Annotated in this window: 14 protein-coding genes; 5 read left to right on the top strand and 9 right to left on the bottom strand. The window is 52.7% G+C overall.

The features are described from left to right. Position 1 precedes the first annotated feature (1 nt). The 6 genes from OEV49_00255 to OEV49_00230 form a co-directional block, all read right to left on the bottom strand. Positions 2-892: a CAP domain-containing protein gene (locus OEV49_00255; protein MDH3889489.1), complete on the bottom strand. Its 891-nt coding sequence runs from the start codon at positions 890-892 to the stop codon at positions 2-4. Positions 893-944: 52 nt separating this feature from the next. After that, positions 945-4259: a hypothetical protein gene (locus OEV49_00250; GenBank protein ID MDH3889488.1), complete on the bottom strand. Its 3315-nt coding sequence runs from the start codon at positions 4257-4259 to the stop codon at positions 945-947. Positions 4260-4354: 95 nt separating this feature from the next. Continuing rightward, positions 4355-7498: a hypothetical protein gene (locus tag OEV49_00245; protein MDH3889487.1), complete on the bottom strand. Its 3144-nt coding sequence runs from the start codon at positions 7496-7498 to the stop codon at positions 4355-4357. Between the two features lie 33 nt (positions 7499-7531). Next, positions 7532-8071, bottom strand: a complete 540-nt coding sequence (locus OEV49_00240) for a hypothetical protein (GenBank protein MDH3889486.1) — start codon at positions 8069-8071, stop codon at positions 7532-7534. Further along, positions 8068-13026: a hypothetical protein gene (locus tag OEV49_00235; protein ID MDH3889485.1), complete on the bottom strand. Its 4959-nt coding sequence runs from the start codon at positions 13024-13026 to the stop codon at positions 8068-8070. The genes OEV49_00240 and OEV49_00235 overlap by 4 nt, the downstream gene beginning before the upstream one ends. Positions 13027-14148: 1122 nt before the next feature. Further along, entirely contained in the window at positions 14149-14529 is a 381-nt protein-coding gene (locus tag OEV49_00230; protein MDH3889484.1) for a hypothetical protein, read from the bottom strand. A gap of 392 nt (positions 14530-14921) precedes the next feature. Between OEV49_00230 and OEV49_00225 the strand changes: the two genes are divergently transcribed. From OEV49_00225 to OEV49_00210, 4 genes are all read left to right on the top strand, one after another. Next, complete coding sequence (locus OEV49_00225) at positions 14922-19112, top strand: sigma 54-interacting transcriptional regulator (protein ID MDH3889483.1); 4191 nt, start codon at positions 14922-14924, stop codon at positions 19110-19112. 255 nt (positions 19113-19367) lie between these two features. Next, entirely contained in the window at positions 19368-19631 is a 264-nt protein-coding gene (locus OEV49_00220; protein MDH3889482.1) for a hypothetical protein, read from the top strand. Between the two features lie 60 nt (positions 19632-19691). Continuing rightward, a complete protein-coding gene (locus tag OEV49_00215) occupies positions 19692-19952 on the top strand; it encodes a hypothetical protein (GenBank protein ID MDH3889481.1) in 261 nt (86 codons plus the stop codon). A gap of 39 nt (positions 19953-19991) precedes the next feature. Further along, the gene (locus OEV49_00210; GenBank protein ID MDH3889480.1) at positions 19992-20624 is read left to right on the top strand and encodes a hypothetical protein; all 633 of its coding nucleotides are present in this window, start codon (positions 19992-19994) and stop codon (positions 20622-20624) included. 323 nt (positions 20625-20947) lie between these two features. On the opposite strand, the gene OEV49_00205 is transcribed toward OEV49_00210, so the two are convergent. The 3 genes from OEV49_00205 to OEV49_00195 are packed head-to-tail and all read right to left on the bottom strand — an operon-like array spanning position 20948 to position 25200. Continuing rightward, a complete protein-coding gene (locus OEV49_00205) occupies positions 20948-22264 on the bottom strand; it encodes a sigma-54 dependent transcriptional regulator (protein ID MDH3889479.1) in 1317 nt (438 codons plus the stop codon). 3 nt (positions 22265-22267) lie between these two features. Then, complete coding sequence (locus tag OEV49_00200; protein ID MDH3889478.1) at positions 22268-23899, bottom strand: ATP-binding protein; 1632 nt, start codon at positions 23897-23899, stop codon at positions 22268-22270. Next, on the bottom strand, positions 23896-25200 hold the full coding sequence (locus OEV49_00195) for a hypothetical protein (GenBank protein MDH3889477.1): 1305 nt from the start codon (positions 25198-25200) through the stop codon (positions 23896-23898). The genes OEV49_00200 and OEV49_00195 overlap by 4 nt, the downstream gene beginning before the upstream one ends. Before the next feature lie 272 nt (positions 25201-25472). On the opposite strand from OEV49_00195, the gene OEV49_00190 reads away from it, so the two are divergent. After that, on the top strand, positions 25473-26522 hold the full coding sequence (locus OEV49_00190; protein ID MDH3889476.1) for a hypothetical protein: 1050 nt from the start codon (positions 25473-25475) through the stop codon (positions 26520-26522). The last annotated feature ends 9 nt before the right edge of the window (positions 26523-26531 follow it).

Genomic DNA, 26531 nt, shown 5'->3' with positions numbered 1-26531 from the left:
ACTAGTATACCTCTATGGGATGAGTGTCAAGCAGGCGGTCGCCGGCCTCACCGCGAAGCAGGTAGAGTCCTTTGCCGTCGAATGACAGTTCCATCTGTAATCTGTTACCGACTCGATTGACTTCTAATGGCATCGGTTCATGGTCATATCTGGTGAAGAAACCGCGTCCCTGTTTCTCCAGAGTAACCTTGATCTCGCCTTCCGTAGTGTTATTGGTGTATTCGCCGTTCACGGAAAGAGTCGAATCTCCAGCCAGGCGCAACGGCAGGTGTTCGTCCAACCTGATCAAGTCTGCATATAGTATGAGCACGACGACAGCCGAGTCGCCACCGCGGGCGACGCCCACTCCGGCCAGGTCATATCCCGGGTCAGCCAGAAGGGCCTGTTGCTTTCCCGGATTGTGCCAGCCGCGCACGATATCTTCGGCGTCGGAGAGGATACTTGCGCTGAGATGTGGAATCGGCATCTGCAAGCCACGACTGATCCCGATTCGATCGGTCGCCCAGGTGGATATCCGTTCGTCCAGGTGGCTGCCGTCGGGGGAAGTGAAGCCTCTTATTCCCTCAGACAACATGATGGTGGCTTCACATCTGGCCGCGGCCGACAACAGAGAATCGAACTCAAGTCGTCCCAGTCGGTTTCGGTCACGCCTCTCGTTTACTTTCTCAAGTATGGCCTCTTCCAGTTCTGGAAAGACCGGGGGACAATTGTCCGGATCGCCGGCGGTCGCCTCCCAGTGCAGAACCGGTCCGCTGTAGCTCTCACTCACCCGCGACGGCGCCTCAGGGGCCGACACGAGATATGAGTGCCAGCCCATAAATATGAACAAGGCCCATCCGATGAAGGTAATGAGCGAAATCAACACGAATAGTCGTCTGATTCGATGGTTCAAGCTCTAATCTCCACGTGATTCAGAATTCATGACTCTTTGATTGCTCTATCTTCTACACTGACCCTTCAATTGCCTTCCGCAGTGGATCGGGCATTGGGCTCCATCCTTTGCCGGAGTCTTTTCGCCAAATCTCGAACCACTTTTGAAGGACCCCGGGGGATTGATCGTTATCAAAGCTCTCCAGTTCATCATACCAACCGACGAATTCCCGAAGTCCGGCGGGCGTGTCGCCGCCATTGTTGAGGAAGTCGCTGAAAGCTGTGCGGCGCTTATCGAAATGGTCATTGGATTCGTTCCACCGTGCTATCCGGTTTGCGGCTGATTCGAGCCGCTGCAAGAACTCCGACAAATCTCCATCGGCCCGGCTGTGTCCCTGCAAGAGGTCCGGGTGCTGGCGAGAATCGTCACGCAGCGTGTCTATTTGTTCGCTGGGGATACGAGTGTCATAGGCACCGTCCAGCCAATTATGAAGCCACTCAATTCGGTCGGAGGGAGGTCGGGTGTAGCTATTGATGCGCTGAAGCAAGTACCGTGTCTCAATCGCAATCACCGTAGTGGCTTTTCGTGCAGTATCTTCGGTGTAGTACTTCACGTCAGTGAACACGCTCGACCAGCCATGTAAATCCTGGGCTCGCAGCATACCGGCCATATCCTCCCACCGTGGTTGCAGCCACTTTAGGTCTCGTTTGAGCTGATCAATGTCACCCAGCGGGAAGTCTGTATCGGACAATTCCATGGAGGACCGCCAAGGGTCGACCTGCTTGAATATCCTGTCGCATACCATATTGACATCGGCGACCACTGTTTCAATATCTTGGGCGGTAAATTTGTCGGCCAACGACTTAAACAAATCGGGCAGTTTATCCAGATCGTTCCTTGCATGTGATAGGTCGCTATCGCGCACAGCCAGGCTGGTCTGGACAGAATAAGGTTCTGAGACGAGCCCCAGTTTGGCACCGAAGAGCGCCCAGACCAGAACCGTTGTTTCATCCGATCCCGAATTGACTTCCAGGTAGCGGCCAATCGCTCCAGTCAACATCTCCGACAAACTCCCGGCATGGGCAAGCGATCTCAGGCCCGTCACATCTTTGTTGGCCAGACACGCATGCCACCTCAGAAGCTGCCCATACTCAGGCGACAACGACCCACGGTACGTGTCGAGCTTCTTGAACAACTCCGGCCTGTGGGGAAATCGAAAGCAAGCGTCGGCAAGCTTATGGACCGGTTCAGTATCCCATCGGATCCCAAGATCCAGAAGGTCTTGTACCTCGTCCTGGGATAACAACCCCGGATCAACCGACGACAAGGCCAGGTTAAACACGGCGTGCCTCTCTTCCTCAGGGATGATGCTACTGGCGCCAAGGGCCGACCTCACAGCGTCGATATGCTTCCCCTGGGCTACGAACCCTCTAACCATGGCAATCTTCTCGAACTCGCGATATCGTACAGCGTTGACTTCCCGACGGTCAACGATATCCCGGTTCTGACTAAGCTCACTCCAGCGAACCGTCACGCTCAATCCCCGATAGGATTCAATAATAGCCTGACGGTCTCCTTTGGCAGCGGATTGCTTCCACGTCTGTTCGACTCGATCACAGTATTGATTGACGTATTCCCTGAGGGCGTTGCTGTAGGCGCTGGATGGATCGATCTGTTTATTTGCAAGAACCGCCGTTAGATTGATGTAATTAGAGGTGTAATCTCTGGCACTTGTTCTACCACCGGCTTCCGGAAACAAGACCGCGCGGGCGGCTACGAGCGTAGTCTGCAGAAGGTCTCTCCTGGTCGGTGACAGCCTGCCAATATCGGTCTCGATGTGCTCCAGGTCATCCCCCGCGGCCAGCCGCTGCCACAGGTTGACTTCTTCAAATTCGTCCGCATAGCCGGCAAGAAAACCGGTGAACACCACGTTCTTTGAGTCTATCAACCGCCGAAGAGAATCAATGGATGCAGATTGCTCCAGTGGTCCCCGGGGGCCCATACTCAAAGTGTGTAGGATGCCTCGAATCTCAGACATCATCCTTGTGTGTTCGTGGTGGGCCTCCTTTTTCAATGTCTCGATCAAGTCCGCAGTCCGATGTGCACCGAAAGACGATTGATAATCACTATTGATCAACAGCGCCCTCAACTGCGGATACTTTTGGTGGCGTGCTAATTCGAGAACCTCGTTTGCCAGGCACCACGCAGGCCAGATTTCCTCCTGGCCGGCTTCGACAAGATCAAGGCCGACCTGCACCGCTTTCCACTCGTTTGCGTCTCCCTCGATATCCCACTTTTCGGGATTATCAAGCAGATCCCGGGCCTTTGCCAGCAATACGTCTGCGAAGCGTTTCAGCGCTCTCGCCAAGAACTGTGAGAAGGTTCCCTCCGGAAGCATCGAATGCTCCGCCAACTTACAGTTCTGCCATGCTGAAACCAGATCGCGCGCCTGCAAGAAGGCATTGTAATCAGCCAAGCCCGCTTTCAAGGCCAGCCATCTGCCCATAGAACCGAGGAACCCATCCAGACCCAGTTTTGCCGTAAGCTGATCCCAGGTATAAGGGGGCAACTTCTTCCCCAGAAACTGATCGAGGTTCTGTACAGCCCCGATGGCCTCGCTGTTGGTTTCTTTCGTGGTGTACTCGGGGTCGCTGAAAAGCCGCGCTGCCGACTCTTTTACGTGGAGAATCGCCGTGATCCCATCATTGGGGCCGGAATACTCTGCGAATTCGTCCAAAGCGAACTCCTTGAGGATCCGTTCATTCTCCAAATCTGTCAAGCGTTCCTGCAAGCGCATCGACTGCTCCTTGGTCAGCGCCTGAACGAACTCCGGGAATTCGTATTTCAATTGACGCGAGTGCTCCCATTGCAGTCCGTTGAGGAGATCCTCGAAGACCAAGCTACTCTCGGCGTCAATTTCCTTGAAGCGATTCTTGAAAACGTGAGATCGGGTTTCAGTGACCGGCCTCTCGCGCAGCAGGTCGTGGAGAAACTCCGTGAAGTACAGCAGGTTTTTCTGACTGCGGGCGCTGCGCAGCCTAAACACCAGGTCCTGAAGAACCGGCATCTCTCCCGGATCGCATCCGCTCAGAACCTCTTTACGCACGGTTTCCGCTCCGGCAGCGAAAAGTATGGCCTTGTTGGGTAACTGTGGTTCGAGTATTGCGGCAATCTTGTCGGCCACTGCACAAAGATAAACCTGGCTTTGCCAATCACCTTTCTTTTGCTTCACGCGGGCCAGAACCGGTTCCAGTGCTTTAGACACTCTTTCTTCGGTCAGAGCCGGATCGGTTTCATGCTTGCGCAGGATCGACAAGAACAGCCGGTATTGCTGATCCATCAAGGCTTCGGCCAAAGCCTTCGCCAAATCGAAACCCAAGTCGGACATTATCAGTTACCCATCTTTACTGCAAAACCGAGCACCCGCACAGGATTGGTATATGCCGGAGCATCGATTAATGATAGTTGCACGGAACCTCCCGCTCATTTCGTTGGGTCTTCACCGTGATCGTCCTGATCGGTCAAATCGGGTTCATCTTCCGGCGACTCATTCGCCGGTGGACGCTGTTCATCCCGTGAACGCCGCGAAGTATCCTCGCTGGGCTGGTCCGGTTGAGGTGAATGAGGTGTCGATATCCGTTCAGGCTTAACGTCGTGGACCAACGGTTTTTTCTGTTCACTCTCCGGCACCACTGGAAATTGCCTGTTTTCACGTTCTATGCTGATCGGTTCGTGTTCCGTTATCGTCATTTGTATTTTTTCGTCGGCGATAGGTTCCGGCGTCGCTTTGGGAGCAGGTCGCGGCTTCGGCTGGGGAATAGTGATTGAATCTGCCACTGCGCGCTTCCCAACAGCGCCGGCAGGTAGATCGATATCCGGTTCGAGAACGAAAGCGCTCGCATCGAAGGATGATACGGTCCCGGGGGAAACCGCCTTCGACCCAATCTTGAGAGAAAGATATCCGAAAGTAAACACTTTGGCTCGGCAGTCGGTGATCACTTTACCGTCTCGACGAATCTCCCATTCGGCGATATCTACTACAGCTTCGTCGTCGCCGTCCTTGATACCGGCGAGACTGAAGAACTTTCTGAAAGCATCATCCCCAAACCGACGCCTGAGGTCCTCTATGAGAACACTGCGTCCGTGGTTTTCATACTTCTCAATTATGTAGCCGTCCTTGGCCGGGGCCAGCAGCCGCACGTTGTCCACTTCCAGCCCGACTGAGCGTATGAGGCGACGTATGTGCGTCTGAGCCCTTCGGGACAGCCGCATCATGGGGTGCAAGGCGCACCGTATCTGGCTTGCATGTTTCGGAATACTACTCTCCGCCAGACCCCACACCAGGCTCAAAAGCGCATGGCTCTTTAACAGTGGGGCCAAAAGCAATCTACTGGCGCTGGCCATCTGGTGAGATAGACGGTTCCTAACTACCTCCGGTAACAGATGAAGCTCCAACTGTCCCTTATCGACATCGGCGCACAGCGTCAGGCAAATCCGAGCAAACTCTTTCAGGATGGTCTCCAGCAGTTCGGACAGGCGAGGACCGCTCAAGGCACCTATACATGCCACGCGAATAGTGTCCTTAACGTCTTCAGGAAGGTCGAGCCCGTCCAAATACAAATCGATGTCGGCGTGGCGCAAGTCTCGGGCTAGCAGCGAGGCGCTGGTAATGAAACCCTCGTCTTCCAGCATTTTGCTCAGAGTTTCCCAGGTAGGCTGGCGGACCTTGCCGAACTCGGCAAAATCGATACTCCGAAATACGCTGAGCGGCCATTGAGCTTCTACGAATCGGCGATACCCGATTTCCTTAAGCTGGTAATCGTGGTCAGATTTTTCGAGCCAGTCCCGCTCGGAGACCACGCCGCCGAACAGCGGGTACATCAAGGCCAACCTCTCCGGACTCGGGATGCCGACTGGTGGAACAGTGGGTTGATCGGTCCAGACTCTGGTCATCCGCGGGACCAAAGACTTGCTTTCGCTATGATCACACTGGCGAAGCCTCGACTCAGCCAATTCGACGGCCTCCTTGTACTCTTCTCCGCGTATGATCTGACGATAGTCTTCCATGCCGGCTTCCAGGTATCGACCCATCCACAAGTTGCGGTGAAGCGACCTGAACAAACTGCGCAGAAAGTCCTTTCTCATCGGTACTTTGCGATCCCTGAGTAGGTACTCTTCATAGGCCTCAAGCGAAGATACACCTGTCTGCTGATCGTCCGGTGGTATCTGGTTGGCCGATGGAGCCTTCGCAGCGCCCGTCTCGTCAATTGCAGGATGTCGGTCGTCTTGTTCAGTAGCTACACTCTGGTCATCATGAGCTTTACTCACGCCGGGGTCGGGCTTTTCTTTGGAGGTTTCTGGCTCGCCACCGGCGGAGTCAGAACCCCTCTCTCCAGTGTCAGTTTCTTCCGGTTTCGTCTCGGCGGTGTCTTGAGACGGAGCCTTTTCAACCAGGCGCGGTGTTTGTCTTATGACCGGTTCAAGGATGTCTCCTTTTTTGAACGCCACGATACTACGGTCCTCGATGTTCAACAGCCTGATCATAGCACTTGGATCTACCTCCCGCTCCGACGGGATTCTTACATTCATTCGTTCGGCTGCCGACTTGACGACCTGGTAATAGTGAACGGCCAGGAGGTGTTGTTCGTTGAGAGCATCGATTGATTTGCTGAGCAAGTTCTCCAACATATCAACGCGCTCTGTCCGCGCTCTCTGTTCCTGTTTTTTGCCCTCTTTCCTTTGGTCAATCTTTAGTTGCAATCGCTCCAGAATTGGGCGCTTGGCCTCCCCTGGGTGGGATGAGACCACCGGCGCTGGGTGCTCCCTGTGCGATGTGCTATCCGGCGCTCCCGATGTCTTGTCTGTTGGAGACGAGTCTGCCGCTACGCCTTCTTCTTCCGAAGGTCCCCACAGAAAGGTGAAAAGAAAGAGTATGATGCCGAACAGGCCAAGCACCAGGCCGGCCACCGTCTGCCACATCGCGAAAACTCTGTCCATCAGACTGATCGGTTGGGGCCTCTCATCTAATCGAACGTCCATGCGCTTCATTCCCGGTCTGAAGCCATCTAGGAATGACTTTCTACTCAGATAAGGGAAAGCCGGCTTGTCAGCGAATCTGAACTGTCCTGTTTGGCCAATGATGGGTCCTGTCCCCTGCGTTTCCAGCCTGTTCAGCAGAGATTCGAACCACATGATTGCCTGATCCTCTTCGTCACCCGACAGACTCTCCATGGCGTTTAACAGATTGATGTCGGACTCCTCGACTTCGATTCGCGAGTCCGGAATGATCTGCTTCGCGGCGAAGCTCCAATAACCGGCGGGATCATCTGATGGCGCTGTCCATACGCTTAGAACATTGAGCAACTCACGCTCTGGCAGGCCATGCACCTCTTCGCCGTCGTAGGCCACACAGTAGCTTGTTTCGGTCGTCAAGTTGTCGATGATTAACAAGTACCCGAGTGAATCATCGGCATTCCGGTCGAAAACCAGCCGGTGAAAGCTGAAACGAATAGTGTGTTTGTCCTGCGCCTGAGCCATGCTACTCAGGAGCAGTGTGCAAACCATGAAGACCAGAAGCGCTCCGATGCTTCGTTTTACCAACTCAGTTGTCTTGTCAAGCGTGAACATGTTATCCAATTACGTTACTACCCAGGTCTTCAATTACTCTACCGACTCAGATCGTCCCTTTCGCACTAGTGCTGTGGCCACTTTGGCACCGACGCCTCCAAAGGCCAGGGCCAAACCGACAATGAATATGATCGTATTATCTTTCGGCAGTTCGTGCTCTCTTTTTTCTTTATCAATTCTCTTTTGAACCTCACGCGCTCGGTTTCTCAGTTGCTTCTGCTTGTCGTAGATATCATCTGCCAGCTTTACGTAACTTGCCGCCATATCGCTGCTGAGTTTGGTTGTGCGAATGCCTACCGTGTATGCTTCCTCCTCCAGCGCATCGTCAAAACCATCCGAACTTCCGTCTGGAAACCTGACAAACCTCTTCACCTTATGAGTATCTACGACTGTCAGCACCTGAAGATACGAACTATCAGCCAACAAGATTGAGTCAATGTAAGCGACGCGTGGTTCGTCAAAGTCCTCGGCCATGGCTGAAGGCAGTAACAGAGCGACGAGAGCAAGACCAGTTAGCGCTGACACTTTCAACATCTGCCTGCTGATAAGGGCTGTGTGATGGAACAGACTCATTTTTCTGTCCATAGACTGTATGGCCACGCGGAATAACTGCTTCTAGGTTTGGAGTCGTCGCCGGGTGTGAGCACGATGGCTTGATCCCCTATTCGCAATTCTACCTCTACATTGAGAAGTTCGCCTTGCTTTGTATACGAGCCTTCGAAACGGACTCTCTCCACTCCATTATCGTTGGCCACCCTCCTGAGTGTCTCTGCTGACGCCTTGGATTGGAGTTTCAAGAAATGACGGTAGACGTCCAACGGACCTGCGGCAATAAGGGGTCGCGACTGATCCTCATTGAATTTCTTAAGTAACGGTGTCGGATCGATACTGCTGTAGACGAAAAACAGCTGCTGGAGAGAACCGACCTCACAGTCACCACAGGGTACGTTGGCGCCGGTTCCATCCACCAAGTCCTCGACTGTAAGGTGACTGCAAACCGGATACCAGTGCCACTGGTTATTCTCACAAGTCAACAATCCGTAATGACCGTAAAGGCCGGAAGTTTGGAATCGGCGCGCTTTACGACCGCGATCAGCCCAGGCCAAAGCGCCCTGCACCACGATTGCCTTCATTCGGGCCGGGTCTTCGGCGAAAGAAACCAATTCCGGTGACTTCCCGCGTTCTTCAAACCACTCTTTCAATTCTTGTCGAAGGCCGGGGAAGAGGGCGGTGCGACCAGTCATCAGGACTACATCCGGCCAGACCATGTTGCCGTCAGGCTCCTGCATGATGGACTCCAGCGGCAATTCGATGTGATCATGGTAGAAGTTCTGATCCCCAAGGACTTTTTCGAGATCCTCGTATGGAATATCCAGGCGCACGTAACGCGTTTTCTTTCCCGTGTCACGGACGCCTTCATTTCTGTTGTCAGGCATGTAGGTTATACCGTACTCCTGGTCAAGGAGGTTTAACTCCTCATCGGAGAGGGCGCTACCGTCCATGATGTCGAACATCTTATTCATTTGTGCCGCAAAACTAACACGCGCCTCCAGGCTTGAGAAATCCTCCCCTTCCAAGACCTGTTCTGACAACCGGTTTTTGGTGTAGTACAGGTCCTTCTTGAGCTCGGTTAAATAATTCCGCCAACCCGACTGGGTGATGTTGCCCGACAGCGACTCGAAACGGTCCCACGGAAGGTAATTGACATGGAAATCGAACCTGTCCTTGAGTTCCTCTTCGTTTCTTAGGTTCTCAATATGTGTCTGAGTCGCGCGCATGATGCAATCGTCCAGGGCATTGCCGGCGCCCTCAATCGACAACAGACGAACCAGTTCACTTGATGGTTGGCTACTATCTGTCTTCACAGTGCGAAGTGATAGATCGAGCGTGCCCGCTCCACAGTCGTAAACCAGTAGTTTGAATGATGATCCGAAGCGCTTCAGGTCTTCAACGGTCGCATGATGATAAAGGTAACTGTAGGCGGCCGCGTCAGACTCACTCATGAAACTGATGTAATCCTCCTCGAAACGGAAACCGTCTCCCATTGGCAGTGCCTTTCTGAGCATCTCACAATGATGCTGCAACGAGGAGTTAGGTAGGGTCATTACGACACGTCTTATACCCTGAAGTACCTGATCGGAATCTTGCGGTGACTCGTTGACGAGTTGAGGACGAACAAACCGGCTGAATAGACTTTCGAGAGCACCTTTCAGAAGGTCATGGACTTTGACCGACTTACCCCCGATGATTGTGTCCTCGGTTCCACTCGCGACCAGCATTTTCAGGTGCGGGACCAGGTACTCCGACTCCTTCAAGAAGGTTCTGGTGGCGGGAAAGACAACACCGGTCGGTTGTAAGAACGGCAATTCCGGGTCCGGGAGTTGCGCCCTGACTGTCTCGTCATCACCATAACCCAGGAGGCCCGAGAGGAAACGGCTCTTGCCAACCTCGTAGTTGATAAAGGCGATACGCTTTGGATCGAGCCCCTTCAAAGAGGCTTGCAAGTCCAGGACCACACCTTCAGGTTCACTAAGGCCCTCATCGGCGTAGGCGGCGGCGATTGCGCTAGTCCCGAAATCTACCGCGACCAGCCCGCGAGCCGGTTCTCGGTGGAGATGGAACGGCCAGACGATCGGAAAACGTTCGGTGGTGGTCATACCTGCATCGGTCGAGTCCGGGTTGTCAAGCGTCACTGTCACCGGCACAGCCAGTTCAATCGTGGTGTTCAGGACATCCGGATTCAACTCTATGCCATCTGGGATTATAGAAATGTCGATCCGCACCTGTTTCTTACCCTCGTAGGAGTGTATGGTCTCTTCGAGGTTAGGCCACAGGGCCAGCAACTTCTTCTCGGGAAGTGAAGTTGCCTCCGTGTCGGCTGCTACTTTCTGTATCGCCACCGACATCAAACGACGGGGTTCGTGCACGCCCAGTGTGGTGATATGCTCAGAATTATAGGTCACTCTCGCATTTTCAAAGTCAAGAGCGAAAGTGACCTTACCGTTACCACTCGACGCATTGTTACCCAGTACCAGCGTGGGGTACCGCGGGACCAGCCAATCGGCATCATGCGGCAATTCCGCAACCTGCTTGATGCCAATACGGTCGATCTCGATCCTCCCGTCGTGCCGATAATCGGTAAGGCTGTATGTTCTCTCCGTGTCACCGGCGCGAAGGACATATTGCAGTTTGGCCGTTGCTAACCTGTGGCTGGGTATGAACTGAGCGTGGATTTCAGGAAGGGTAGCGACTTCTTTGCCGTCGGCGAGGAGGTCTACCTGGTCCCGCCCTTTTACCACGCTGACGTATAAATCGTAGTGAATGCTGGTTTTGATGTTTTGCAAGGTTCCGAATCTGGCCTTCACCATCAGGCAAAGACCTTCGTCCGGAAGGCGTCCTTGAACACGCAAACCGGGGTGTGAGCTGTCGGCGTCGAGGGGAGAGGTTGTAAACAGAGGCGTCGCGGTGACCGCCGGTCGGGCATCTTCCTCACCGCTGTCGTCGGTCATCGCCGGTTCGGTTTCGTTCTGTGTGTTGGGCGTGCCGTTGGACTTGATTTCGAAACTTAGGTCAGGCGCCACAGCATCCGAGCGCGGCCGCAGTTCCGCCCTTAAGGTAAGGTCCAGGTCGGTGACAAAGTTGGTTTCCTGCTCCAGACCCTTCAGAATTAGGTTGGATATCGTTAACGGTTGGTTCCATTCGAATTCGATAGGCTCAAGCTCCTCCGCCTCCAGGCTGGTGCGATTGAGACGAGGCCGCAGTACCACCGACATATTGAAAACACCATCGGACATACCTGTTCGGTCTTTCCCCAACAGCCGTCCCTGTGTCCATCCGAAACGCCCGCTTAGATCAATCTTCTGTTCACTCTCTCTGCTGATAGTCGCGCCGCCGCCCATTATGGAGTGTCCGGCAGCCGTTAAGTCGGCGATCGTGGTAGGGTGAAATCGCAGAGCCATGGTCTCGGGAGAGCGGAAACGGTAACTCTTAAGCTCTTTAGGCAGGGCAAGTTGAATCGTTTCGTGAGGAAGTTCCTCACCTTCCGGCGCTGTGACATTATCCGCGAACTGCAAACACTTGCTGTCCTGCCGCTCGGGAATGTAGTAGAAGTCCTTGATCCTGGTCGTAAGTCTGATGCGCGGTCGATGGTAGTTGCTGTCACTGCGCCTGACATAACCGAGCACAAGCGGGAGTTTCGAGTTCTCATTCAGGTCGATCACCACCCGGGCGGGTTCTTGGTTAGCGTCCTCCTCCGGTTCGATAGACAGTATGGCCTTGCGTGGGCCGGATACCACACCGAAAACCACCAATAACAGCAGGGCCATAAACCAGGCAACAACAGCGTTTTGGGACATCTCCGGGATGGGCCACACAGCCATCAGGATGCTTTCAGACCAATGGATAGGATCGGGGGTATATATCTCTGTCTTGGTGAGTCTGAAGAGTCGAGCTCCCAGATATGGATCCACTCGGCTGAAAAATGCTGTAAACGTCATCAACTCCGGCAGACTTTCATTCTTCTCAGCCACCGTGATATCTATATCGAGACCCTCGCTAAGCACATTGATGGCCCCGACTTCTTCAGCCCCACCATCATATTTAACGTCGCATCGCCAGCCCAGCGGTTTGAGTCCGGGATGAGCCTGGAGGAACTCACTCCGAAGCTTAAACCAGGCAGACCCAGACATGGGGCGGTGTGTGTGATGTCTAAGGCTTTGGGGTGTTCTGGAGTCAAAGGCGGCGTCAAAGTGCTCATCTTCGCTTGGCCTGCAAACCACTTCTGTGATTACACACTTTACAGGGAAGCCGCTGCTCGCACTTCGATAATCGCCGGCGTCCCAACTAACCCGCCCCGAGCTGCTGAGGCAGAATTGTACGGTGGAACGTGGGTTCAGAATGGTCGTGCTATTATGTACTTCATCCAACCAAGTATATGCCGAATCAAAACCCTTCAGCTCGTCCCAGCTTCGCTCCAGGTTCGTCAATTCAGCAAAGAAGCTGCCGGTTGTGTTTAGAACCTCGTCGCTGATCCGGACCAGGTAGGTTTTGTTAAAAACGGTATTGATGACAGACTGGTTACGGTAGGCTTCGCCAAGCTTGTGCAGGGCCAGACCAAAGGCGGCCGAACTGGCTGTCCAGTTGCTCCGGTTCTGCCACCATTGAGTACTACTGAGTGTGAGATCCTTGAATCGTTTGTCGTCTTTGAGAAGAAAAACCTCTTTTAGAAAGTCCGTATCGATGTTCGGTGTTTCCTTGGTGGGCCCAAACCACATCATCGACACGTAGTCCTTCTTGAACCGGTAACCCAGCGAGTCCGACAGTACTTTCGGCAGAGTCACCTTGAGCAAGTGTATGAAAGTATTCTGACCGATTGTGTCCTTGAACACTCCCGATCGATCCAGAAGGATAACGAAGTGGTTTTGGTTGGCAATCTGTGGGATTGAATCTACAGACGCTGCTTCACTGTCCTGTGCAAATCCAGCCGGACCAATACCCAGCTGGATGACGACCGATAGGATTAGGCACAACCAGTGTGCCCTTCCTCCGAGAGTTGCCCATTTGGCTGGAGATTGTGGCAAAACGAGACCTGTGTCGATCTCACTAAACCGTGAAATCGCCCTGTAGGATAATACCTTGACGGCTCGACTTACAAGACACCTCACTGTCTTAACCATCACTGTGTTCCCATACCCAATTTGGGTTTCTCAAAGAAGACCACTGAGTTCTGCCTTTGCCCATGTCCGGCGCGACCACTAAGTCGGTGTGCTACGGCTCCCTGCCCATCGGACGCTCAACATACATCACAACTCAGATAGGTCACTCTCGGCAACCATCCCACTGCGCTTCTACCGTCTGTTCACCGGCCAAAAACCGACATTCGGACCACACTCCATGCATGAAGCCATTGTGCTTAAGGTCAGGCTTGGCCCAGTACGTCTATCTAACCTCTCAAACAACCGGCGCCAACGATGCCCTCGGAATGATGAAGGCTGATTACTCTGCAAGCAGTTGGGGCAAACTAGGATGGGACTGGCTGATTAGACCCGGATTCTCCGAAAACCCGGCTCGTGCGCCCCTAAAATGGCACCCAGCCTATCAACATTCCGAAAACTCCTTGCGCCGAGTCGTTAACGAGACAGCGTCAGTTATAATAGTGTGTAACCTCCCGAATGTCAACGGAATTCATTTCCGGATAACCTCAGCGTTGCGGTGATGAGTAACCGCCGGCACAGCCACGGGGTCGCGGTAGGCTCGGTGGCACAAGTCACTTATGAGAAGGACGAGCAAAAGCCCCAATAACTCGGTGCTATTAATGTGGAACCGGCGCAGTGCAGCTGCTTGGAGGATACGGGAAGCTAACGCCTGCCCATGTGAGCCAACTAATGTTTGTTATATAACCGGTTATGATGCAAGGCGATCGCCGGGATTGCTTACGGCTGGCGCTTTTCTCGTGTGTGGAAGCTAAGTTGGGCGATCTGCTACAGTACTTGAGTTTCAAGTAGAGAAAGCACCCGTTCGAATTCCATAAACTTGACTGCCCGACGATGCAAACTCATAATACACTTTAAGAGGACCGTTACGTAGAGTTTCTAAGGCAGCCGGTTGGGTCAGGGTAGCAACTTCTATCCCTGAATGATGCGCTCACGAAATCATGAGTTCTTGTGGTGCACTGCGTTTGGTGCCTCGGCAAAAATGATCGTATTTCTATCAGGGTCCATAATCTCTACAAGGTGATCCCTGGACGACTGCGAGTGCACTGTGTACTTGATGTTCACCTTCCGAAGCAAACTCGTCCAATGGGCAATACTGGCGACAGTGATGAAGACTATAGCCGGACCCGGTCGTCTGCCCCACGAGTCGCGTGCCTCAACGATTCGGAGAACATGGCCACTGATTTCCAACTGGATGAACACCCCGGGCTCCGAGTGAAGGATCTCGGTCTCTGGTAAGCTGCCGTAGAAACCTCGGGATGGCTGCAGATCCTTAACGTATACGATGTCGGTTTTCTCAGTCTTACTTGAATGTCTCATAGCTGGGTCTAAGAAGAAGCTTCCTGAGAGACTGCTAACCTGGTTATAGTTGTGTTCAGGGAACTGGATATCGCTTCAAAAACGGCTTCAACTTCTGGTTAAGGACAGTAGAGATGGGGTAGAACAACTTTCTCAGGCCCCCGCTGCAGTCGTTCTACCCCACACTCAAGAACCAAATAACTCGAACTACTCTATATCTTTCGATCATCCGAATATATCGGGGTGGTCACTGCCAAAGGGTGACAGTGACTGCGCATTTTTTTTTGCATCAGTTTGCAATGGTATAATTTCGTGTTATCTTGTGTCTGAAGATGACGGCAGTCTGGTCCACATTGGAAAGAGGAGCCGTAGGCCTATTCGCCACTAGACTGAAACCCAAAAGTAGCAAGCGAATGAACACAACGCCGACATCCAAGAAATACGAGTTCATTACTCCGATTTCAGAAAACGCACTTTGTCAGTCCTGGCAGGCCAGAGACAGGCAAACCGGCGAGATAGTATACGTAAAGACGCCGAGCCAATCTGGCCCCCTGGAGTTGCAGGCATCCAATCGTATAATAGCGAGGTCGTTTGCCAACCAGAGGTCTTTGAGAACGCCCAAAATCCTCACGGCCAGGGCAAAGCACTTTGAAGCCAATACGTTTTATGTGGAGTACCCGTACCTTGATAATCGTATCTGGAAGCCGCTCACAGCGGACAGATTTGTCAAGAATCCCATAGAGATTCTCACTCAGATCAGCACCATAGTCGATTATCTACATCTCTCGGGGCTGGTACATGGCGATCTGAAATTCGGAAATTTCCTCATAGACGCCAGGCCGACCAGATTATCGATCATTCTCATTGACCTGGACTTTCTGTGCGAGGCCAACGAAGGACTTCAAGCGCAAGTATTTGGGACCCCTGAACACATAGCACCTGAAGTCATTGCGAACCGTATGGTCGTTCCTCAGTCGGACAATTACTCCCTGGGCGTGTCGCTTCAGAAAGTGCTGGAGGAACTGCGGGCGGAGCCGGCCAGCGGGGATACCGATACCGAGGACACTACGGCCGGGGCGGAGAGGTTGGCCGTCAGGCTGGTGGCTGAGGAATGGTCGCAACGCCCGGCCTATCTAACTAGCGCCTTGTTTGAAGAAGGCCTGATTGATCGCCGGACTTTCGAATCGTCTCAGAAATCGCTTTTCGGGATGAAGTCACTGTCTGACTTCAGGCTCTCAAGCCATCGTCAATCGGCCAGGCGCGGTCTGGCCAAAACCCTCCTGTCGGCTAAGAACATGGTAATGGGATTGAGTGATGAACTGCTAACTGATCTCGGGAAAGCCTACGAAGTCGACAGACAGGCCACCTTCCGTGTTGCCCGTAAGTTGCTTGAGGATGCTCGCATTGAGAGATTCGGCGACTACTGGCACATCGCACCATCCGACAGCGAACTCAAAGCCGTGTTTAGATCGGCCAACAACATTTGCAAGCGAGATTCGGGTGAGTTAGTCGACGATAGTAAGGACGCTCGCCCACAATTAAACACTCTTATCCAACAAGCGGCCGATCTGAAACAAACGGGCGAACTATACAAAGCTCTATTCATCCTCAAAGAGTGTGAGGAGATTACAGAGAACGAGCCTGAGGCAAATAACGAAAACGGCCGAACGGAGGTTCTCCGGGAATTGGTAGAAGTCTCGTATGGACTGAACCGGCCCAAAGATGCTTCTCATTATAGTGATCAACTGCTTGAATTGCTACCGAAGGAGTCTGAGGAGTATTTGAGTCTTCTGCATGAGCAAACTGTGGCAGCTATAAATACCAAGGATACAGAGAAGCTACAGGGAATGATCCAATTTGGTTTCGAGTTGGCCTCGGACCGGTCCAACTCTGAGTACAAATCAAAGTTTGACCGCTTGAGAGCATGGCAGTATAGTCTGAATGGCGATCACAAAAGCGCCGAGCAAATCCTCAGTTCTTTACTTCAATCGGCAAGGAAGTCCGGTTGGTGTGATCAGGCGGTGTTAATAGGCTATGCACAGGGGGTGGTCGAGTGGCGACGAGGAGATTTCATCCGGTCTGAAATGCACCTCTTGGAGGCGTTCAGCCTCGCGAAGTCCAAAAACATTACAATAGAACAGAATCCTGTAACGGCCATGTTGACGCTACTATACAGTGAACTGGCAGAGTATGACAAAGCTGTCAAGTACGGCAAACTGGCCATCCGGAACGCATCGACTCCACGGGAAACGGCGAAACTGCAGGCTGTATATACACCGCTCATGTTCGGCTTTGTCCGACTCGGTGAGTTCAGAAAAGCTGAATACTGGCTCCAAAAGTATTTGAATTTCAAGTTCGCTTCCGACCAAAGCAGTCATCTGATGTTTTTTTATCTCAATCGAGGATTTCTGCAGGGAAACATGGGTGATCTTACGGCGGCCAAGCAATCCTGGCAACAGGCGCTTGAGATACCCACTTCAAATGCCATGCAGAAGCCGGTCGGCAAAGTGCATCAGAACCTGGCTGAGGTTGCTCTTTTTCAAGGCGATATTGAAAGTTGCCGGGAACACATTAAGTCAGCCATTAGTTGTTTCGCACCCCTCCACGACACCGCCGCTCTGGCCGAAGTAGAACTGATTAACTGCCTTGGCCAGGTTTATTACGAACCTGATCCGGCCGGGGAAGCGCTGCTTACCTGTGCGAGAACACTGGTTGAGAACAACTGCCTATTCTGTGCGGGGATCTGTTTGTTTCATCTGCTCATCAGGTCGGATACGGCGATAGTCCGCGATGCGCTCGAAATAGCCACTCCGTTAGTAGATCGATTGGAGAAGTCAAAGAGTCCGGTACTGAAAGCAGTCTCAATGATGGTCCGATTTGCCAAGTATGACTCGCATGAAACAGCTGAACGCTTAGGTGTCCTAAAATCAGTCTACCGGATTCTTGACAAGGCGGGTCAGAAATTCCTGACGCTGTTGATATGCCAACAGTTGGCACTCATATACGAAGATGGCTCCAACCCCAAACTGGCTCAGAAGTTCTACGCGCATGCGCTGAAGATCGCCGAGGCTCTGGGCAATTCTCTGTTTTCGAACTCAATACAAGAGCGCCTCGACAAGATCACCCCTGAGACTGACAATCGTGACCGGCTGATCAGTTCCTTGCACGGGATTTCGGAGGCATTAAGCAGTATTGATGACTACGAAGGGTCACTGAGGAAGATGGTAGGCTTTGCTGTTGAGCAAACAGGCGCTGAAAGGGGAGCTTTGCTCCTGAAGAAGAGTAACAAACAAGCTCTTCAAGTTGGCGCCTTTCTTCATTGTGATGAAGAAAGTCTGGCGGACATTCAGGCCATCAGCTCCAGGATTCCACAGGATGCGATGAATGAGACGAAGTCGATCATTATCGAGAATGCACTGGCCGATCCTCGCACCAAAGAATACCAGAGTATAATCTATCACAACATTCTTTCTGTGGCCTGCTTACCGATTGTGAGAGACAACGAACAAATAGGTGCCCTTTATCTGGACCACCATACTATTCCCGCTCTTTTCGATGCGGCGGATATCATGTACATGGAGTCAATTGCGAACTTCATGTCGGTTATGTTGACCACGGCTCAGAGATACAAAGCTTCGAATCTGGCCCACGAGGAGCTATTGGGTGACCTCAATCGGCTTGGGAACGAGCAGTCGTTCGTTACGGTCGACCCTGTTATTCAGCAGTTATTGAGTCGGCTGCCCGAAATCGCTCGTTCGGAAGCTCCTGTTTTGATAACCGGCGAAAGCGGCACGGGCAAAGAAATCCTGGCTAGTCTGATTCACAATCTCAGCGTCCGTGCTGACCAGCCGATGATCAAAATGAACTGTTCGGCCATAGCCCATGACCTCATTGAGAGTGAACTGTTCGGAGTGGCCAAGAATGTGGCCACCGGGGTCGGCGTTCGCGACGGAAAGTTCTCAGCCGCCGATAACGGTACTCTCTTGCTTGATGAGATCGGTGACATGGCGATTGGGGTGCAAGCCAAGCTCTTGCGCGTTCTTGAGTATCAACAGTTCGAAAAAGTAGGTAGTAACAGAACGATTTCAGTAGACATAAGATTTCTGTACTCAACCAACAAAAACTTGCGCCAAGCTGTAAAGGACAAAGAATTCAGGGAAGACCTGCTACACCGGCTTAACACTTTCACCATTGAAATCCCACCGCTGAGAGAACGTCAGAACGACATTCCTGTTCTGGTCGACCATTTTATCCGAATCTTCTCGGCAGGCAAGGTTCCGCCACGCATTCAGTCTGATGTCATGGATTTCTTGATAGCTTATGCTTGGTCCGGCAATGTGCGAGAACTCAAGAACACAATCGAGCGCCTGTGTATTCTGTACCCCGGTCAGCGTGTCGCCCCTTCGATGCTGCCGCTGGAGATATATACTTCTGACTCCAAAAAAGAATCCTCCAAGAAGATTGCAGAGGCCAGAGAGAAAGCAGAAATCATTGCGGCACTGATCAAATGTGACTGGGTTCAGTCGCGTGTCGCCAAGCTGCTGGGGATGTCGCTGGCTACTTTGAGGCGAAAAATAAAAAAATACGGTATCTCCCGAGATTGACACCCCTCTCATTTACCACCTTACCACATTTGAATCCTTGACCGTCTGACGTAACTCCTTTTAATCCAAAGGATTTACCAACCAAGATCACTTTGTATTTAGTCCAGGCGAATAATCGGTCTCCGACACAGCCTGCCTGAACAGCATAAGTCGTTGTAGTACAAGATAGTAACTGTGTGACTCCAAACTCGGTGGGCGTGGCACCGCCTTTGATATACCTCCGGCAACATGTAACCACATCTCGCAGGAGGAAAAATGATGAGACGCAAAAGCCACAGTACAGTTATCTGGATTTGCCTTTTGGCAGCCTTCCTGGCATGCGGAGCTCCGTTCTTTGGAACTCCGTCGATAGCCTTAGCTGACGGAACCACCGGTGACCCACCCGTTGAGCCGCCGGAACCACCGCCGGGTCCACCAGCTCCGCCGGATACAACGGCGACCGAGGATCCAAATGAGGCCGGAACACTCGAAAGCGGATTTCTGGATCTCGCATTCAGTTTGTTCACTGTCATACTATGATGAAGCGGGGGAGCGTTATCGCTCCCTCATGTTATACCTAGACCCAGCACGAGGTAGAAGATGAGACGCAAAAGCCACAGTACAGTTATTTGGTTTTGCCTTTTGGCGGTATTCCTGGCATGTGGGGCTCCGTTCTTTGGAACTCCATCTATAGCTTTCGCCGACGGAACCACCGGCGACCCGCCGATCGAACCACCGGAACCACCGCCGGGTCCACCGGCTCCGCCGGATACAACGGCGACCGAGGATCCAAACGAGGCAAGCACATACGAGACAACATTCATGGATCTGGCTTACAGTCTGATCACTGCCATACTATGATGGAGCGGGGGAGCGTAATCGCTCCCCCAGACTAATACTATGAGACGCATAAACAAGATCGTGGCTCTAATCAGCCTGCTCAGCAACCGCCAACATGTCACGATGGATACTATCAAGTCGGTCTGCGGAATATCAGAGCGATCCGCATACCGCTACTTGAACTTCATCTCGGAGGCGGACTTCCCGGTCCATTTCGATAAGGATTTGGGCGCCTATAAACTGTCAAAACAGAATTCGAGAATCCATAGCAGACTTACCGTCGCAGAGATACTGCTAATAGTCGTCGGTCTGAAAATACTGACCCAAAAACTCAATGATCACTACCGGGATGACATTCGAGAACTCCTCAGATGCATCATCGCAGAAAATGCCGTCCCACTCGAAAGTGTCTTACAGTCCTTCAGCATTCAGTTGGACGATGCCGACCAACTCAGAGATTGTTCTCAATTGGTCTCGTCGATTTTGGTAAACGCAGCCATCATCGACAAGCGCAAGATACGTATACTGGTCAATGTACCGCAATCGGGTCAAAAGGCACTGGACCTTAACAACCCTTCGTTGACGTTCAATAAGGTCTGGAAACTGGTGAATGCACGTGATGTCGGTGATGTTGGTGATGCCGGTGACGAGGAAGCATCACTTGCTGACATCCAGAAAGTGTCGATTCTCTGACGGGTGATCTCATCAGCCACGTGACTCGGTGAATCCGTTCACGGTCGGTTACGATGGTGACAACTTGTTTTCGAGCGGGTCCGACCTGATGGTGTGCGGCTCTATAGATATCTCCACCCCCCGTCGAGTCTTCTCATGGTAACGTCTATAATAAGTCAACGATTCAGTTGATACCTTCATCTATGTCTGTGACCTTTCCCGTAAGCCGTGGGGCCACCTCCGTTGAATCTCCCGGGACGGGATGTTCACCAAGAAAGTGATCCTGATCCGATAGACAGCATTCGACTGCCCTGGTCGATTTCCCCGAGTAACTCCAGGTATGACTACCGGGTGTGCTTTTTCATTTTCTTGTAGAGATGGGATCTCTCGACACCAAGCTCCCTGGCTGCTTTGGCAATGTTCCCCCTGTTGCGTGAGACAGCGGCCTGAATATACTCACGCTCAAAATCTGCCATTGCCATCTTCAGGGGGGCTGTGGCTGGAGCGATTGTCCGCGGCATCAGCGGCTTCAGATCGGGCAGCTGGACAACCTGATCTTCGCAGTAAATGTTTACACGCTCCATGAGGTTCTTCAGTTCACGGGTGTTACCTGGGAAGTCAAAGCCGGTCAGTAAGGCAATCGCATCATCGGATAGTGTTTTTGGAACGGTCTTGATCTCGGCGGCAAAGCGGCTAAGAAAGTGTTGCACCAAGAGCGGGATATCCTCTGTTCGCTCTCTCAAGGGAGGTATCTGAAACTGCACCACGTTAAGACGGTACAAGAGGTCTTGCCTAAACTTCCCTTCCGAAACCATCCGGCCAAGATCACGGTTTGACGCCGCTATGATGTTGCACTCTATGGAACTGGGTTTATCCGATCCGACCGGCACAACCGTCCGGGTTTCGACGACGCGCAGAATTTTCGCCTGTGCGGCCGGCGGCATTTCGCTGATCTCGTCCAGAAAGATAGAACCGCTTCCGGCTTCACGAAAGCACCCCTTGCGCGCGCTGCGAGCCCCGGTGAAAGCGCCTGCGGTATGACCGAACAAGGTCGACTCGACAAGCTCAGAGGGCAGGGCGGCACAGTTTACGGCCACGAAGGGTCCATCGGAAAAGCGACTGGCCCGGTGGATCATGTGTGCGATCAGTTCCTTGCCGGTGCCGTTCTCTCCGTAGATCATGAAGTTGGTCGCCTTGGGCGCCGACTTCACGACATCGTTCTTGAGGCCGCGAATCTCAGCCGACTCACCGATAAACTCGCCGTAGAGCAAAGACGAGAGTCTTGTGTTCTCAGTAACCAGGTCGCTGGTTTTGGTGGCGTTGTCGATAGTGATCAGGACCCGGTCCAGAGCAACCGGTTTTTCGATAAAATCGTAGGCTCCGACACGGATAGCCTCAACGGCCATATCGATATCGGCATGACCGGAAATCACTACCACAATCTGGCGACGGTTCTGAGCCAGGATAGACTTGAGCAGGTCCAGTCCGTTGCCGTCGGGGAGGAGAACATCGAGGAATATCAGATCGAATCCGGACGATGCGAATTGAGCTCCTTGCGTGAAGCTCTCGGCGGTGACGATCTCATGACCCCTACGTTCCAAGGCCGATTTGAGCGAACTGCGGATGTTTTCTTCGTCATCGATGATCAGTATGCGTGCCATAGCCTATTGGGGCAACGTGATGCGTACCCCGCCTCCTCCTTCAGGTCGATTGTAAAGCTCCATCGTTCCGCCGTGATCATGAACGATGCGATGACATATCACCAAACCCAGGCCGGCCCCACCAGTCTTGTGCGATATATACGGCTCGAAACTGTTTTGTAGTTTCTCATGAGTAAAACCAGGACCCGTATCTTCGACCGTGATCACCAGATCACTTTTGTCATCGTTCAGCGTCACTGTCACTTTAGTCCCGTCAGCGGTTTCGAGCCCGTTCTTGATTAGATTGACCAGCACCTGTTTGAACGCATCGGGATCAAGCCGGACATCTTTTGGCTGGATGCTGTTGAAAACGGCTAAGCGGTTTGACTCAACCTCTCGACGGTACAAGAGGGTTACTTCATTGACGAAGTCATCGGCCGGCACTACACGGATAACCGGTTCGCTCATGCGGGCGAATTCGGCGAAGTGCTCCAGCAGTTTGGTCATTCGGCTGACTTCGCTCTTTATCGTAGTGGTTGTTTGATCCAGCGTCTGATCGAATTGGGGTAGCTGTTCCAGGTAGGAGCGGCGGAGATCATCCACTCCGATGACGATCGGGGTCAGAGGGTTTTTTATCTCATGGGCCAGTTTTCGCCCGACCATCTGCCAGGCGGCGATTTTCTCACTGGTGGCCAGTTTCTTCTGGGTTGATTTCAGTTTGGTTTTCATGTCGTTGAACGATTCGGCCAACAAAGAAAACTCCCCTTCCTCGTAGGCCATCACCGGGGTGGTAAAATCTCCGGCCGCTATTCCGACCGAGGCCATCACCAGATTATCGATTTCACGTTTGACGCGGTTGGTGATGAACATGCCCAGTCCGATTGCAAAACTGACCGACAGAGCGGCGACTAAGCCGGTAACAGACAAAAGCGAAATGAAGATGGGCTTCTCGACCCCGGTTGCAAAGGTGGCCACCGTGATAAAACCAGGTGGCGAGGGCTTGGTCAACACCGCGTGGTACTCGCCTTCCACATCGTACAGAGTTCCCGGTTCCATCTGCTGATGAATATCGGTTACCTTTGGCTCTATGACGATGTTAATCTCAGCATCCAGTAATCCCGCAAGACGAAGTTGGTATTGCGTGTCGAGGTATCGACCGGTATACAACAACAGGCCCGGGTCGATCGGTCTCACCAATGTAACGGCCGCATGTGGTCCACCGACATCGTATTCGACGGTGTGAGTACTTCCGGTGTTGCCAAAACCCTCCGACAACTGCGCCGGTCGAATCGACTCCCCCAACAGGCCGGGTCGATGATGCGTTGCCACTACCCTGTAAGCAGTATCAATGATCTCCATGAAGTCGAACCCAAACTGCTTAGGGGTCAGCACTACTTTGTCCTCACGCCCGGATTGCAACAGTAATCGCGCCCGGCCCAGCGATTCAGAGTCAAAAAGCGCTTCCAGGTTGTCGTTCAGTTCGCTCTCGAAGGTGCGCAGAAAGATCTGATACTTTTGAAGGTTCTGGACGGCATGCTGACGATCCGAGGCTTCAACCTGCCTGACCGAGTGAAAGTAGATTACCGACATTACCAGAAGCGGTGGCAACATGGCTACAACTATCAGGTAGACTCGTATTCGCCCAGTGTAGGTCATTGGCTGCACCCGGCGCCCGGAGACGGCAGCTTGAGTTTCGTCAGGTCGTTCAGCACAAAGCGTCCTCCGGCGCTGAAGCGAAAATCGGTCAAGAGTTTCGAGCCATGAAAATAGACCCGGGGACGAAACAGGGGAAGGACGCCCAGATCATGCATTAGGTATTGGTCGGCGCGAAGCAGGAACTTGGTACGCTGAGTGCTATCCGTTTCCCCGGCGGCGGTGGCGATGCAAACACCGACGCTGTCCAGCACTTCCTGTTGGAATATAAACTCAGTCGGGACGGATCGGAGCAGATCGTTGATCCGTCTCAAAGTGAGCAGATCGTTTTGCTCATCGAACTCAATTAAAGCGAAGCATACGTCAGCGTCCTCAAAGCGGTCGACCAGTTTCACCTCGACTCTGTCTCGCGAGAGAACATCGGCGAAAAACAAGGCAGGTTTCTCAAGCGATTCCCGCCAAACACCCAGATGCACCTGCCTTGGTCGGTTTTGGTGTTGTTCCAAAAGCTCACGTCCCTGCCGAGTCGAGAATGGATATGGACGGACACCTGCTGAAGCCGATGGACAAAAACTGTGAATGGGTGTAGCGTTGTCTCCCCTAAAGAGCAATGGCAGCCTATCCTCGTTGAACCGGTAGTACAGCGAAACGGCAAGCTGCCCGCCGCGATTAACGTCTCGTGATAGGTTCGGAATCATGACAACGATAAAGGGAGCCTGGGCATCGATAACAATGTCGCCCGGCATCTCTTGACCATGATTGACAAAGGAAACAAACCCATCCAATTCTCCCAGTTGCATTTTGAACACCAAATCGATGTAATCGGGATAAGAGCTTATCGACGCACTGCTGCCGCCGGACCTGATCGAATCACCCGGACTGAACGGATTCGGAAAGGAACTCCCAGGGTTCGACGTATCGATCATCATACGTTGCCAGAGATGTGGCTCGATTCCCGAAAGCCCGATTCTGATTATCGATGATCGGTCAACTTCAGCCGACTCGATCTTTGCGCAGCACGAATCAAGCGGCAGGCTGTCAAAAAACCCGAGGGCAGGATAGCTGTACGACACGCCCAGAAACGATTTGTTTATACAGCCCTCATATATCGAATCGTTGCCGCACATTATAATGAACCTGCTGTGCGGGTAGATATGTGCCTCAGTTCCGGAGGCGAAGTAGAGCCGATCCTGACTGTACTGTAGGATGCGGGTCTGGAGCGTGCCGCCGGCCACAACAGACGCTGCCGCCAAAACGAGGCAACAGGACACTATTACATGTCGGGCTGTCAGGTGAACCATCATATCCTCCAATAACTTATACAACCAACAGAACAGCCCGGACGAACACAAGTTTTTTGATGAACACATTTGTGTCAATTTCGACACTGGTAAGTCCCTGAATTGAACAACTTTGGCCGGACGGCCCGGTTAGGTGTGTCCGAATTGACACGTTTGTCGTCGTCCGGGCCTCCTCTCCGCACAGCTAAGTTATTGACATGTAAGCAATTGACGGCTTGGCACCGCGTTTGATATACGGTTGATAGAATGGAAACCCAAACCGTAAGGAGGACGTGATGTTCACAAAAACCAAACTAACAGCGATGGCCACAGCACTGCTGATTTCCGCTCTCACCTTCGCCAGTTGCGCCGCTGACGGCGAGACCGAGAGCGCTGCGACCGTGAAAGCAGTCCAGAAGAGTCCGGCTGAAACCACGGCCGAAGCATTCGTCGAGACCGTGGTCGAGCAGGTAGTCCCGATAGTTGATATCGCACCTGAGCCGGTACAACTGGTCACGAAGATCGCCGACATGGTGGTTGAGGGTCCGAAACTTTTTGCCGTCTGCGAGGGAGGCGTGATCACCTACGACTTCTCCGACAAGTCGCACACAGTGGTCGCCGCGAACGACGATTTCAGGGCCGTCACGATTCACGACAGTGTCGTCTATGTCGGTGGGCGGCATCTCTATCAGTTCGATGGCGCTATGCTGAAGAAGTTGGATGTCGAGATGGGCGCCGACATTACCTGCCTCTACAGTTATGGTGATCGCTTGATGGTCGGCACCGCACAGGGACTTTATTCACACGACGGCACAACCAGCGATCTGCTGATGGACGATGTCTTCGTGTCGGCTATGGTCGCCGACGAGAGTGGTCTGTGGGTCGGATCGGACGGACAGGGGTTGTACCGCTGGGACGGCGACGACTTCAACAAAAGATACCTGTTGCGCGACCAGACCATGTTCGACTCTGTCAATACGCTCGACTACAATCATGAACATCTGTATGTCGGTACCACTCGCGGAATGCATGTCTACGACGGCGGGCGGTGGGAAACAATAACGACGGCCGAAGGTCTTCCGTCAAATAACGTAAGAACAATCGATGCCTCGGCATGGGTTGTCTACGCGGGCACCGAGGAGGGTGTGGTGTCCTACTTTGGCGGTGACCTTCGGCCAGTCAAAAAACTGGCCGACAAGAAAGTCAATTCGCTCAGCCGTCGAGGGCGTCGACTTATCGTCGCGACCGATTATGAGGGGATACTCAGACAGTCGAGTAGCTCGCTCAAAGTTCTGGTTCCGCCGGTTCTCGATACAACCATGGACATTCTCTCTCTGATTCCTTAAACACCTACG

The sequence above is a fragment of the Candidatus Zixiibacteriota bacterium genome (assembly GCA_029860345.1).
GTDB lineage: Bacteria > Zixibacteria > MSB-5A5 > GN15 > FEB-12 > JAJRTA01.
The sequence above is the reverse complement of the archived record's forward strand: the minus strand, read 5'-3'. Positions and strand labels throughout refer to the sequence as shown.